The following is a 13,054-nucleotide window of genomic DNA, read 5'->3' on the forward strand; positions in this document are numbered from 1 at the left end:
GCGGCCGGCCCGGTCAGGCCGGGTCAGGCCGGGACCAGCTGGCAGATGTGGTCGATCACGTCGCTCCACAGATCGCGGGGCAGGATGCCGTGCCCGAGCCCTGGATAGGTGACGAGCCGGGCGCCGGGAATCGCCGCTGCCGTCGCCTCGCCGCCGGGCAGCCGCCAGATCCGGTCCGCCTCGCCGTGCACCACCAACGCCGGGATGCGCAGCTTCGCCAGGCCGGCCCGCCGGTCCCGGGAAGCCATCAGAGCTGCTTCGTGCCGTAGTCGCCCGGCCTGGTCGTAGCCGCGGTCGAAGGCCCGCCGGCCCATTTCGCGCAGCCAGTCCACGTCCATGTCGTGGCCGGGCGAACCGATCAGCTCGTACAGGTCCACCATCAGTTGACCAGCGTCGTCGCGGTCGGCGACCGGCCGGTCCTGCATCCGCTGCAGCTTCATCGCGGTCCGCATCGAAAGCCGGCCGATCCGGGGCGTCGCGGTCGCGGCGATCGACGTGAGGCTGAGCAGCCGGTCCGGATGGTCGATCGCCAACTGCTGGGCGACCATCGCGCCCAGGGAGATGCCCACCACGTGCGCCCGGGGCCAGCCGAGCGCGTCGAGCACGGCGAGCGCGTCGCCCGCCATGTCCTCGATGCGGTACGTCGCGGCACCCGGTCGAAGCATCATCCGCAGGATGGTCGGTCGCCCGTCGGCGTGCAGATGGGTGGAGGCGCCGACGTCGCGGTGGTCGAATCTGGCCACGGCGAAGCCCCGCCCGGTCAGCGCCGAGCAGAAGTCGTCATGCCACATGATCATTTGCATGCCGAGGCCCATGATGAGCAGCAACGGTTCACCCTGCGGGTCACCGAGACGCTGGTACGCGATCTCGATCTCCTCGGGACGCGTCGCGCTCACCCGCGACGTCGCCGTACCCGTCACCTGGGCAGGTCCTGGTCCAATCGTCATGCGTCGAGCGTGCTGCGCCGCCCTTGAGCACCGGTTGATCCGGCCGCCGCCAGCCGGTGCCACCGGTGCCGGCGCTGCTGCCACGCTGCTCAAGGGCCTCTTTAGCGCCGATAGTTAGCGTCACAGCAACAGCCACCGAACACCGCAGCCGGGTCGGCCGCCAGGTGGCGATCGGCCGGCAGGTGACCCGCAGAAACCCGGAGGTGCCGATGTCCGACCACCCCAACCCGGTCCACCCGGCCGGAGTGGACCCCGCGATGGTGACGGCCGTCCTGCACGGCGGTCCGGCGAGTCTCACCGCCGAGCAGCGCCGCCGGCTGGTGACTCCCGAACAGCGGAAGATCAAGATTCCGTGGCTCGGCGGCTACGAGCACTTCGAGCGCGATCTCGTTACCGGCGTCGACCACGGAGCGGCCGTGGTCTTCCAGTGGACGGCCCGCACCCGGGTAGCCGAGTAACCACCAGGTCCGGCCACCACCAGGTCCGGCCACCACCAGGTCCGGCCACCATCAGGTCCGGCCACCATCAGGTCCGGCCGACGAGAGCACCCACCGCCTCCGGCCGAGGCGAAGCCGGTCAGCCCTTGACCATCGGCGCCACGGTCTGCGGCAACTCGGCACGCAGCACGAACCAGCCGTCGCGGGGACCGACGCACAGGTCCCCGCCGACGAGCTCCACCCGCTCGGCCAGGCCGGTCAGCCCGGTACCGGACGGTGGCGCGCCGGTCAGCCCCGCGCCCACCCCGTCGTCGTGCACCTCCAGGATGAACCGTCCCTCGCGGCGGGTCACCGCGATCGCACAGCGGCGCGCGCGGGCGTGCCGGACGATGTTCGTGGCGGCCTCCCGGATCAGCCAGGCCGCGCACTCCTCGATCGGCTCCGGCAGGTCGTCGAGGGTGCCGCGGACGCTGACCACGACACCCGACGCCTGCAGCAGCGCCTCGGCCGACTGCGCCTCCACCGCCAGGGAGACCTTCCGGTAGCCGGAGACCGCCGCCCGCACCTCGGCCAGCGCGTCCCGCGCCACCTCGGCCACCTCGGCCATCTCGGTCACCGCCCGGTCCGGCGCCGAGTCCACCATCCGGGCGGCGAGATCGGCCTTGAGGGTCACCGCGGACAGCCGTTGGCCGAGAATGTCGTGCAGGTCGCGGGCGATCCGTAGACGTTCCCGGGCCACCGCCAACTGGGTCAGCTCGGCCCGCGCCTGCAACAACTGCATCGAGGTGTCGATCTGGTTGTAGATCGCCACCTGCACGCCGCTGGTGATGGCGATGAGCAGGATCAGGATCACCACCGAGTCGGCGCTGACCCGCAGCAGGCCCACCGCAATGGCCACGAAGACCACGGTGTGGCCGACCACCAGCGCCGGCCACCACCGCAACGGACAGTTGATCAGCAGCATCACCAGGCTGAAGAAGGCCAGCCCGGACAGCCAGTCGTAGCGCAGCTGCGGCACCATCGCCAGGCCACAGATCAACGTCACAGCGACCGTCACCGGCGCACGGTTGGTGTGCAGCTGCGGAGTGTTGCGGATGACCACCCGTGCGTAGCCGAGCACGAACAGCGCAAGTCCTACATAGAGTGCCTGGTTGCGGTCGTGCACGACGCTCAACGGAAAGGCGAGAAACGCCAGGCAGGACAGGGCGAACAGGCGTACCTGGATGCCACGTCGGCGGAGCCAGAATTCCCGTCCAGGAGAGACCTTCGCCTCCGCAGCGGCGCTCATGCCGGCCATTCAACCACGTGACGTCCAGAGGATCCGCCAGCTGATCGTCCAGCGTCGATCGGGACCGAACGGTTCGATCGACGTCGAACGGGCGGCGGCCCGGGTCGGCCGTTGCGGCCACCCGACGGTGGTCAGTCGGACGGTGATCCGACCACCGATGCCGGTCGGACCGACGCTGGTCAGACGCGGACCTGGCGGTGCCACTCCACGTCGTACGCCAGCAGCCAGGAGGATGCGCCACCCCAGAAGTACCGGCGGTAGAGCGGCGCGAGAGCGACGTCGAGCCAGCCGCGGCCGGGCAGGTTACGGAACCGGCCGTACCGCGTACCGGCGCGCAGCGCCCGCTCCGTCCGGGACCGACGCATCGACTCGTACGCGGTCAGCGCCATCGGCACGTCGTCGATGTCGCGCAGACAGCGGCCGAGCACCACGGCGTCCTCCAGGGCGAGCCCGGCACCGAGCCCGTACCCGACGGGGTGGGCAGCGTCACCGAGCACCACCATCCGGCCCCGCCGCCAGTGCGCCAGCCGCTGCGGCAGGTAGAGCGGCGCGGGCCGGCCCAGCGTCGCGCACTGCGCGATCAGGGCGGCGCACGGAGTGTCGCCCTGCCCGTACTGCGCGGACAGCCGGCTCCGCCAGCCCTGCTCGCTGATGCCGGCCAGCTCCGCCGGGTCGAGGTCGCCGGTGGGCACCAGCGCGTTCCACCAGACGGTGCCGTCCGGCTTGGCGGTGTACTGGAAGCAGCCCTGCCGGCTGACCACCAGATGCAACGTCCCGGCCGCGATGCCCGGCAGCCGGGTCACCCCGTCGATCGCGCAGTGTCCGCCGTACTCGGGCGGTGGCGCCGCGTTGCTGATCACCCTGCGCACCCGCGAATGCGTCCCGTCGGCACCGACGAGCACGTCGCACTCCACCCGGGCCCCGTCGATGAACTGCGCAGTCACCCCACCGGTGCTGCTGGTGGCACCGGCCAGCCAGCGGCCGGTGTGGACCTCTGCTCCGGCCCGGACCGCTTCGTCGCGCAGTACGGACACCAGGTCGCCACGCATGATCGACAGATTCATCGGCCGGTTGGCCAGGCGACCGGCCCGAGACAGTCGGCCCAGCAGCCGGCCTTCGCCGTTCCACAGGCACAGCCGGTTCACCACGATCCCGCGTGCCTGTATCTGCTCCAGACAGCCGACCGAATGCAGCGCCCCGAGCGCGTTGGCGGTCAGGTTGAGAAAGCCCCCGGTCGTCCCGGCCGGATCGAGGTACGCCTCGTAGACGGAGGTTCCGACGCCGGAACGGGCCAACGCGACCGCGGTCAGCGATCCGGCGAGCCCGGCACCGACAATCGTGGCACGAAGTGTCATCGGATTCCTTCCGTCGTGAATGTCACGCACCGAGAAGTGTGCCGCCAGGTACTGCAGCGCCCCTTGAGATGCGGCCGGCGAGGGCCGGCCGCCGTCAGCCGGCTGCCGCCGTTCATCGTCGCATCCTGCCCGGGGTGCGTGTCCGACCCGATTTGGCAATCCAGGGCGTGCCCTGAACTCGATCGGCCCGTCCGGTGCCGGTAGGCGACCCGAGGATTGACCGGGACGGCGGTTGGGCAGGATCCTCGTACCGTACCGATCGGAGGTCGCCACGATGTCGACAGCGGGCACCACAGGGACCCAGCCGGACCGGGACGGGCCGGCGACCGAGCGCCGTGACCCGGACGATCCCGGCCGGCCGCCGGTGGCACCCGACGAAGGGCCGGCCGGTGCGGCCCGGCTGTCGGCTGCGTCGCTGTGAGCAGCCGCTCGGCGTACGGTCCGCGAGGTCACCGCCGACGCGGTGCCCGACCTGGCGGCCGGGCTCACCTACTACGGCGTACTGTCGATCTTTCCTGGTCTGTTGGTGCTGGTGTCGGTGCTCGGGCTGCTCGGCGGCGGTGCCACCGATGACGTCCAGGGTGTGATCGGCGGTCTCGCGCCCGGCGAGATCGGCGGCTTCCTCGACCAGTCGATCGCCCAGGTCCGGGAAAATTCCGATACGGCCGGCCTGGTGGCCATCGTCGGTCTGCTCGCCGCCTTCTGGTCGGCGTCCAGCTACATCGGGGCCTTCATGCGGGCCGCGAACGCCATCTACGACGTGCCGGAGGGTCGCCCGATCTGGAAGACGTTGCCGATCCGGCTGGGCGTCACCGCGGTCATCGGGCTGATGCTGATCGCCAGCGCGCTGATCGTGGTCTTCACCGGGGAGTTGGCCGCCCGGACCGGGGAACTGCTCGGTGTCGGGCCGGAGGCGGTCGCCACCTGGGACGTCGCCAAGTGGCCGGTGCTGGTGGTCCTGGTCAGCCTGATGTTCTCGATCCTGTACTGGGCCACGCCGAACGCCCGGCAGGGCGGGTTCCGGTGGGTGAGCCCGGGCAGCGTCCTGGCGGTGCTGCTCTGGCTGCTGGTCTCCGCCGGATTCGCGTTCTACGTCGCCAACTTCGGGTCGTACAACGAGACCTACGGTGCCATCGCCAGCGTGATCGTCTTCCTCGTCTGGTTGTGGCTGACCAACATCGCGATCCTGCTCGGCGGCGAGTTGGACGCCGAACTGGAGCGTGGCCGGGCGATCGCGGCCGGTCATCCGGACGACCGCGAGCCGTACCTGCAGTTGCGGGACACCCGCAAGTTGCCCGCCAACCGTCAGGCCGCCGGCAGGTCCTCCCGGGAGGCCGCAGCACGGACGTAGGTCTCGACGTCGGGTTTGGTGACGCCCAGATCGGCCAGCGGGCCGGCCCCGGCGGCGTACTCCAGCAGGGCGAGCAGGATGTGGGCCGTCCCGACCATCCGGTCGTCGAACCGTAGCGCCTCGCGGAAGGTCAGCTCCAGCACCTTGCGCACCTGGGCGTCGAACGGGACGAGCTCCGGCACATGGTCGACCGCTGGCGGCAGGGCCGTCGCCGCCACCTGACGAATCCGGTCCAGGTCGCCTACCCGGTCGGCCAGAACCCGGGCGGCGAGGCTGTCCAGGTCGGCCAGCAGGGCCAGGACGAGATGGCCGGTGGTGATCTCGTCGTTGCCGGCGCGGCGGGCCTCGTGCTGGGCGGCGACCACCACGTTGCGGGCCTGCGGAGTGAACCGGCTGAACCCCTGCTGCGGGTCGAGGTCGTTGGGTTCCTCCGGGGTCTTCGGCACGAACCGCTTCTGCGCGGCCTGTTTGCTGACCCCGATGCTGCGCCCGATGTCGGTCCAGGACGCGCCGGACCGGCGGGCCTGATCGACGAAGTGGCCGATCAGGTGATCGGCGAGCTCGCCGAGGTGGTCGCCGACAACGACGGCGTTGCTGAGCTGGGCGAGTCGATCGTCACTGGCTCGTTTGATCCCGGCGATCAGGTCGTCGAGGCGAACCGGATTGCCGAGCGGCAGGTATTCGGACATGCGTCAACCTTAGGTTGACGCATGTGCTACGTCAACCTAGGGTTGACGTTTTCTCAGAGCCGTACCTGGTTGGCCAAGTGCTCGTCGAGCATGGTGGTCAACCGGCCGGCCACCCCGCGCGCCTCGATGTGCAGCCGGGCGACGTTCAGCCCGTCGGCGCCGAGCACCGCGAGCAACGCCTTGTCGTTGATCGCGTACACCGAGAAATAGCCCTTGTGGCTGCGGACGGTGGACTCCCGGAACGGGCCCTGCCGCAGCGCGAGGCCGGTCTGCCGGCCGAGTCCGAAGGTCGCCGCCGCGAGCGCCGCCAGGTCGTGCGGCTCGGTGCCGTCGGTCAGATCGTGCAGCAGCAACAACCCGTCGACACCGGCGATCACCGAGCCGATCACGCCGGTGACGCCGTTCTTCAGCGAGGCCAGTTCAGCGGACGCCAGATCCGGAGGTGACGGAACGCTGCCGTTGGTTCCAGACATGACTGATCTCCGTTCGACGGTACGGTGCGGGCGTAGTGGTCCCACCCGGGCAGCGCACTCGCCGGGAAGGGCGACCGGGCACCTCCCCGGCGAGCAGACGAAACTCCTACTGACCCCGGTCAGAGCTCGAGCGAGGCCTCGATCTGTCGCAGCTGGTGCCGGGCCAGGGCCAGGTTCGACCGGGAACGGCTCAGCGCCAGGTAGAAGAACAGGCCCTGACCGGACCGGGAGGAGACCGGGCGGATGAGGTGGTACTGGGTGTCCAGCGTGATAAGAATGTCCTCGATACCGTCAGCGATCTTCAGCATCTCCAGGGTGCGCATCTTGGCTCGGACCACGTCCGTGTTCCCTGCTGCGGCCACCGCGAGATCCAACTCAGCAGAGCCACCGGCGGTGCCGAGTGTCATACCGCTCGAGTAGTCGACCAGCGCGGCACCGACGGCACCCTCGATGCCCATCGCGTCCTTGAGTGCCGTGTCGAGTGAAGCCATGCCCTGCCTCCGGGGTGATTTCAGGTGGGTCAACGCCCACCGGAGAGTTGCACGACGATGAGCCAGGGTGCACTCCGCCGGGCGATAACTGGCTGAGCAGACTACCAACCCCCGTCCGACGTCCACCGAAGTCACCGGCATGACCGATACCGCACAGTGAGCTGTCGCTGTTGACCCGACTGCGTACGGACCAGGTGCGGCGCGCGTCGAATGGGTACGGTGCAGACATGGCGAAGACGGCAGACGGCAGCTACGTCAACCCCGGCGGCGAGTTCACCCGCGACCAGCGGTACATCGCGACCCGGATCACCGCCGACGGTCGCGACGGATACCCGGTAGAACCGGATCGATACCGATTGGTGGTCAGCCGGGCGTGCCCGTGGGCAAACCGGGCAATCATCGTCCGCCGGCTGCTCGGTCTGGAACAGGCTCTGTCGATGGGCGTGGCCGGGCCCACCCACGACAAGCGCAGCTGGACCTTTGACCTCGACCCGGACGGACGGGACCCGGTGCTCGGTGTCGAACGGCTGCAGGACGCCTACTTCGCCCGGTTCCCCGGCTACGAGCGCGGCATCACCGTGCCGGCGTTCGTCGACGTGCCGACCGGGCAGGTGGTGACCAACGACTACGCCGAGATGACCCTCGACCTGTCCACCGAATGGACCGCTTACCACCGCAGCGGCGCGCCACAGCTCTACCCCGAGCCGCTGCGGGCCGAGATCGACGAGGTCAACTCCGTGGTCTTCGCCGACGTGAACAACGGGGTCTACCGCTGCGGGTTCGCCGGCAGCCAGCAGGCCTACGAAGCGGCGTACCGACGGTTGTTCGACCGGCTCGACTGGCTCTCCACGCGGCTGGAGAACCAGCGTTACCTGGTCGGCGACACCATCACCGAAGCCGACGTACGGCTGTTCACCACGCTGGTGCGCTTCGACCCCGTCTACCACGGACACTTCAAGTGCAACCGGCAGAAGCTGACCGAGATGCCGGTGCTCTGGGCGTACGCCCGGGACCTGTTCCAGACGCCGGGATTCGGGGACACCATCGACTTCGATCACATCAAGCGGCACTACTACGAGGTCCACCGGGACATCAACCCGACCGGGGTGGTACCGGCCGGCCCGGACCTGACCAACTGGCTGACCCCGCACGGACGAGACAGGCTCGGCGGGCGCCCGTTCGGCACCGGCAGCCCGCCGGGGCCGCCACCGGCCGCCGAGCGCGTGCCAGCCGACCACACCCCGCTGAGCTGAGACCGAACCCCACTGATCCGAGACCGAGCTGGCCGAGGACCGAGCTGGCCAGCGACCGACGCAAGGAGCGGCATTGATCATCATCGCCGGCGCACTGTACGTAGAGCCCGCCGGCCGGCAGGCGTACCTGGCTGAATGTCAACCGGTGATGCAGGCGGCCCGCGCCGCTACCGGCTGCCTCGACTTCAGCCTCAGCGCCGACCTGGTCGAGCCGGACCGGATCAACGTCTACGAACGGTGGGAGTCCGAGGCAGACCTGCTCCGTTTCCGGGACTCGGGGCCGTCGGCGGAGCAGCCGGCGGCGATCCGCGACGCCCGGGTAGAGCGCTTCGAGGTGTCGTCCCTCGGCTCGCCGTGACGCTCTCCGTCGGTCGGCCGTGACACTCTCACGGCCGACCGACGGACCAGGTCACGACCGACTTGAGACGCCGGCCGTGGCCGGCTCCTCGACCCGCAGGCCATGGGCACGCACCTCGTCGGCCACCCGGGCCAACGCGGAATCAATGGCGCAGAGGGCGACCGAGACCTCGCCGAGCTGGGCGCGCAGCGACTCCTCGGACCAGGCGGAGACGCTGACGCCCCGCAGAGCACTGACCGCGGCGTCGAGCCGCGCAATCACCTCGTTCGTACTCATGTTCGAAAGACTAGCGTACCGCCGGAAGCCCGCGCAGCTGAATCGCCGGATCCGCCACCGCCGCGAGCAGGAGCGCCTCGGCCAGGCAGACCCGGGCGAACTCGCCCAGGTGCAGGCTCTCGTTCGGCCCGTGCGCGGCGGTGTGCGGGTCCTCCACTCCGGTCACCAGGATCGCCGCGTCCGGGAACATCTCCTGGAACGTGGCGATGAACGGAATCGAACCGCCGACGCCGACGTCCACCGGCGCCACGCCGTCCCACGCCGCCGCGAACGCCGCGCGGGCCGCGTCGAAGTACGGACCAGTCGCGTCGATGACACAGGCGTCGCCGGTACTTTCCAGGCTCACCTCGACCCGTGCCCCCCACGGGGCCTTTGCCCGCAGGTGCTCGGTCAGCGCCGCGTACCCCGCCGATGGTTCGTCTCCCGGGGCCAACCGCAGACTCAGCTTGGCCCGCGCCGCCGGCACCAGGGCGTTCGGGGCGCCGTCGGTGGCCGGAGCGTCGATGCCGAGCACGGCCAGCGCCGGTTTGGTCCACAGCCGGTCGGTCAACGCTGCGGTACCGGTGAACCGCACCCCCTCGACCATGCCGGCCTCGGCCCGCAACCGCTGCTCCGGCAGGTCCACGGCGGCGCCGGTCCGGCCGACCAGGCCCGGCACCGCCACATCGCCGGCCTCGTCGTGCAGGGTGGCCAGCAGCCGGCAGAGCGCGGTCAGCGCGTCCGGCACCGGACCACCGAACATGCCACTGTGCACCGCCTGATCGAGGGTACGCACCTCGACGAAACAGTTGACCAGGCCACGCAGTGACGTGGTCAACGCCGGTACGCCGATCTCCCAGTTCGCCGAGTCGGCGATCACGATCACGTCGGCGGCGAGCTCGTCGCGGTGGGCGTCCAGCAGCCGGGACAGCGACTCGCTGCCGTACTCCTCCTCACCCTCGACGAAGAGCACCACGCCGACCGGTAACGCGTCGCCGAACGCCCGCAGCGCGGCGACGTGCGCCATGACTCCGGCCTTGTCGTCGGCGGCGCCCCGCCCGTACAGCCGGCCGTCCCGCTCGACCGGCTCGAACGGGTCACTGGACCACAGCGCCGGATCGCCGACCGGCTGCACGTCGTGGTGCGCGTACAGCAGCACCGTCGGAGCGCCGGGCGGCGCCGGCCGGCGGCCGAGCACCGCCGGCTGCCCGCCGGCCCGGACCACCTGCACGTCCAGTCCGCAGCCCCGGGCCAGCTCGGCGACCGCCGCGGCGGACCGCTCCACCTGGCTGTGGTCGAACCCGTCGAAGGCGATACCGGGGATGCGGATCAGCCGCTCCAGGTCGGCGCGGACCCCGGGCAGTTCCCGGGCGATGGCGGACCGCAGGTCGGCGGCGGTGGGGATGGCAGTCGTCATCCGACGATGGTAGGGGCCGTCCGTTGCTCATCCGGCGACACGCCGGGGGCCTCGCCTCGCGCCGCCGCGACCGGACGGGCACACTGGCGCGATGGACGGCACCGACAACCCCGAACCGTGCGACTGCCCCGGCTGCAGTGCGGAGACCGGCGACGTCATCGGCACCCTGCTGAGCGGCGCCGCCGCCCTGGTCGACGACGACGATCCGATCGCCGCCGAACTCACCGGGGCGATGTTCGTCGCGATGGTCGGCGACGAACCCGACCCCGACGGCGTCCGCCCGCTCCGCGACGGGCTCATCCCGCAGCTCGCCGACCGAGGCGGCCCCGAGGCGGTGGCGCTGCTGACCGCGATCGCCGCAGTCTCCCCACCGCCCGCCGCCGAGGTGGCCAGAACCGCGGCGACGACCCTCGCCGGGGCCGGCGTACCGATGCCGAAGTGGGCCGACGAGGTCGCCGCCGAGGTGACGGTGGACGACTGCTGGCGGATCGACAGCCCCGACGGGACCGACTCGGTCTTCACCGTCGCCTTCCGGCGAGCCGGCCGTACGCACGCCATGATGGTGATCGTCGACCACGCCGACTGCGCGGCCGCCCAGGACATCCTGCTGCTGGACGGCGACCAACTGCCGGCGGCCCTGGACGAACTGACCCGGGATCCGGGCACCACCCGCACCCGGCTCGACCCGGCCGACCTGCGGTGGCACGTCGAGCAGGCGTTGGACGCCCGCAGCGTGCACGACGAGGCCGACGCCGAACTCGACGACGAACCGGAGCCCGACGACGACGAGGGGCCGCCGTACCCGGTGCTGGCCACCCTGCTGGACGCCCGGCTGGCCACCATGCCGGAGTCGGACCGGCCGCCGGCCCCGCACCACGACGCCGGCCCCGACGACCTGGCGCACCTGCTCCCCGGCCTGCCCGACGGCGGCGGGTTCCCCGCGCAGCGCCGTCCCGGGTCGGTCCGGCCGGCACCGACGCGCAAGCTGCCGGCCAAACGGAAGAAGTCACAGGGACCGGCGCCGGTCTACCGGGTCGACGTGGTGCTGGCCGACAGCGAGCCGCCGGTCCGGCGGCAACTGGAGGTCGTGGGTGACACTCCGCTGGAAGACCTGCACCACGTGATCCAGTCGGCGTTCGACTGGGACGACAGCCACCTGCACCTGTTCGAGACGCCGTACGGCGACTTCGCACCGCCCGGCGACCGGACCGGGCACCAGTCGGAGCGCAAGGTCACCCTGGAGCAGGTCGCCCCGGCCGTCGGCGACACGATCACCTACCGGTACGACTTCGGCGACGACTGGACCCACAAGATCACCGTCGTCGCGGTCGCCGACCGCGACCCGACGGCGATCTACCCCCGGTGTACGGGAGGCGAGCGGGCCGCCCCACCGGAGGACTGCGGCGGCGTCTGGGGATACGCCCACCTGCTCGACGTACTGGCCGACCCGTCCCATCCGGAGTACGCGGACCGACGCGACTGGCTCGGACTCGACGACGGGCAGACACCACTGGACCCGGGGCGGTTCGATCCCGACGTGATCGAGCGGCGGCTGGCCGCGCTGCGCTGACCGGCGGCAGGTCGGCCCCGCCGGCCACCGGGCCGGCCTGAAGTCAGCTCCGCCGGCCACCGGGCCGGCCGGTGGAGCTGGCCGCGCCCATCCAGGACCGGGCACGGCCGGCGGCGCCGCTGGCCCACTCGCCGACGTCGGCCGCGCCGGAACCCAGCCGACGCAGCAGGCCGACCAACGGATCCTGGCTGCGGCCGAACTCCTCGCGGTACGCCTGCGCGGCGGCCTTGATCTCCTCGGTCACCGAAGCGGTCGGGTCATCGGCGCGGCGCGGGTAGTCACCGGCCAGCACCTGCGCGTACCCACCGGAGTCGATCCACTGCCGCAGTGCCGCGGCCCGCGCCACCGGCACCGGGTGGGTGCTCCAGGCGGTCATCCGGAACTTGTGCAGGCTGTCCCGCAGGTCACCGCCGCCGTCGTACTCGGCGGCCTGCTCCAGGAACGCGGCGGTGTCGATCTGGCTGAGGTCGCCGCCGCCGGCCAGCTTCATCAGCAGCCGCTGCGCCGCCGCCGGGTCCTGACCGGCGAGCAGCCCGGCACGGTCGCCGGACAGCTCCGCCTTGCGCCACCACTCCAGCATCGCGGCGATGATCGCCCGCAGCGCGATCGCGCCGACCGGCAACCAGCTCAGGTTCGCCGCCCAGCGGGTCAGGATGGTGAGAATTGTCTGGTAGACGGCGTGGCCGCTGCGGACGTGCCCCAGCTCGTGACCGAGCAGCGTCCGCAGCTCGGCGTCGTCGAGCTGCTGCACGCAGGCGGTGTTGACCACGATGAACGGTTTGTCCAAGCCGATGGCCTGGGCGCCGAGCACCGGGGACTGGGTCACGAACAGCTCCGGCAGCTCCGGCACGTCCAGCGCGGTCGCCGCCTCGGCGAGCAACCGGTGCACCCGGGGGTACTGGCGGTGGTCGACCCGGATCGCCGACGCCAGGTAGCTGAGCCGGAAGGCCCGCTCGTTCCACATCCCGAAGAACATCCGGACCACGTCGTCGAAGCCACGTAGCTCACGGAGCGCGGTCAGCGCGCCCCGGTCGGCCGGGTGCTCCCAGGCACGGGAGCTGATCCCGGTCAACGTGATCCGCCGCCGGTCCGGGGTGGTGGCGTCCGGCGTGCCGCCGCTGGCCGCAGCCGTGGGCGTGGTGCCGTCGTCGTCTGCGGTCATGGCGCGCT

At 71.2% G+C, this 13,054-nt stretch carries 15 protein-coding genes; 6 read left to right on the forward strand and 9 right to left on the reverse strand.

Translation table 11 applies throughout. From position 1 onward, the window contains the following. Nucleotides 1-23 precede the first annotated feature (23 nt). Nucleotides 24-947 carry an alpha/beta fold hydrolase gene (locus EDC02_RS20005; RefSeq protein ID WP_123603283.1) on the reverse strand — a complete coding sequence of 308 codons (924 nt, stop codon included), beginning with the start codon at nt 945-947 and terminating at the stop codon, nt 24-26. 209 nt (nt 948-1,156) lie between these two features. Between EDC02_RS20005 and EDC02_RS20010 the strand changes: the two genes are divergently transcribed. Next, nucleotides 1,157-1,405, forward strand: a complete 249-nt coding sequence (locus tag EDC02_RS20010; protein ID WP_123604967.1) for a DUF5988 family protein — start codon at nt 1,157-1,159, stop codon at nt 1,403-1,405. A 118-nt stretch (nt 1,406-1,523) separates the two neighbouring features. On the opposite strand, the gene EDC02_RS20015 is transcribed toward EDC02_RS20010, so the two are convergent. Further along, entirely contained in the window at nt 1,524-2,672 is a 1,149-nt protein-coding gene (locus tag EDC02_RS20015; RefSeq protein WP_158632246.1) for a sensor histidine kinase, read from the reverse strand. Between the two features lie 179 nt (nt 2,673-2,851). Next, complete coding sequence (locus tag EDC02_RS20025) at nt 2,852-4,027, reverse strand: NAD(P)/FAD-dependent oxidoreductase (protein ID WP_123603286.1); 1,176 nt, start codon at nt 4,025-4,027, stop codon at nt 2,852-2,854. A gap of 274 nt (nt 4,028-4,301) precedes the next feature. Here EDC02_RS20025 and EDC02_RS42825 point away from each other — a divergent pair, with 274 nt between their 5' ends. Continuing rightward, nucleotides 4,302-4,448 carry a hypothetical protein gene (locus tag EDC02_RS42825; protein WP_370461471.1) on the forward strand — a complete coding sequence of 49 codons (147 nt, stop codon included), beginning with the start codon at nt 4,302-4,304 and terminating at the stop codon, nt 4,446-4,448. Nucleotides 4,449-4,490: 42 nt separating this feature from the next. After that, nucleotides 4,491-5,378, forward strand: a complete 888-nt coding sequence (locus EDC02_RS20030; RefSeq protein ID WP_370461472.1) for a YihY/virulence factor BrkB family protein — start codon at nt 4,491-4,493, stop codon at nt 5,376-5,378. On the opposite strand, the gene EDC02_RS20035 is transcribed toward EDC02_RS20030, so the two are convergent. The 3 genes from EDC02_RS20035 to EDC02_RS20045 all read right to left on the reverse strand — a co-directional run bounded on the left by EDC02_RS20035 (nt 5,333) and on the right by EDC02_RS20045 (nt 7,031). Further along, nucleotides 5,333-6,067, reverse strand: coding sequence for a Clp protease N-terminal domain-containing protein (locus tag EDC02_RS20035; protein WP_123603287.1), 735 nt, complete (start codon nt 6,065-6,067; stop codon nt 5,333-5,335). The genes EDC02_RS20030 and EDC02_RS20035 overlap by 46 nt on opposite strands. A 53-nt stretch (nt 6,068-6,120) precedes the next feature. After that, a complete protein-coding gene (locus EDC02_RS20040) occupies nt 6,121-6,540 on the reverse strand; it encodes a roadblock/LC7 domain-containing protein (protein WP_123603288.1) in 420 nt (139 codons plus the stop codon). Between the two features lie 119 nt (nt 6,541-6,659). Next, the gene (locus tag EDC02_RS20045; RefSeq protein WP_123603289.1) at nt 6,660-7,031 is read right to left on the reverse strand and encodes a hypothetical protein; all 372 of its coding nucleotides are present in this window, start codon (nt 7,029-7,031) and stop codon (nt 6,660-6,662) included. Between the two features lie 227 nt (nt 7,032-7,258). Here EDC02_RS20045 and EDC02_RS20050 point away from each other — a divergent pair, with 227 nt between their 5' ends. After that, complete coding sequence (locus EDC02_RS20050) at nt 7,259-8,284, forward strand: glutathione S-transferase family protein (protein WP_123603290.1); 1,026 nt, start codon at nt 7,259-7,261, stop codon at nt 8,282-8,284. A gap of 73 nt (nt 8,285-8,357) precedes the next feature. Beyond that, nucleotides 8,358-8,642 carry a putative quinol monooxygenase gene (locus tag EDC02_RS20055; RefSeq protein ID WP_123603291.1) on the forward strand — a complete coding sequence of 95 codons (285 nt, stop codon included), beginning with the start codon at nt 8,358-8,360 and terminating at the stop codon, nt 8,640-8,642. Between the two features lie 51 nt (nt 8,643-8,693). Here EDC02_RS20055 and EDC02_RS20060 read toward each other — a convergent pair whose 3' ends face one another. Beyond that, nucleotides 8,694-8,918 (reverse strand): hypothetical protein, encoded by a 225-nt coding sequence (locus EDC02_RS20060; protein ID WP_123603292.1) that lies wholly within the window; start codon nt 8,916-8,918, stop codon nt 8,694-8,696. Between the two features lie 10 nt (nt 8,919-8,928). Beyond that, complete coding sequence (locus EDC02_RS20065) at nt 8,929-10,314, reverse strand: dipeptidase (protein ID WP_123603293.1); 1,386 nt, start codon at nt 10,312-10,314, stop codon at nt 8,929-8,931. Nucleotides 10,315-10,405: 91 nt separating this feature from the next. Here EDC02_RS20065 and EDC02_RS41715 point away from each other — a divergent pair, with 91 nt between their 5' ends. After that, entirely contained in the window at nt 10,406-11,884 is a 1,479-nt protein-coding gene (locus EDC02_RS41715; protein WP_123603294.1) for a plasmid pRiA4b ORF-3 family protein, read from the forward strand. A gap of 43 nt (nt 11,885-11,927) precedes the next feature. Here the strand turns inward: EDC02_RS41715 and EDC02_RS20075 are convergent, their stop codons facing one another. Continuing rightward, nucleotides 11,928-13,046, reverse strand: a complete 1,119-nt coding sequence (locus EDC02_RS20075; RefSeq protein WP_123603295.1) for a M48 family metallopeptidase — start codon at nt 13,044-13,046, stop codon at nt 11,928-11,930. Nucleotides 13,047-13,054 lie beyond the last annotated feature (8 nt).

This window comes from Micromonospora sp. Llam0, assembly GCF_003751085.1.
Taxonomy (GTDB): domain Bacteria; phylum Actinomycetota; class Actinomycetes; order Mycobacteriales; family Micromonosporaceae; genus Micromonospora_E.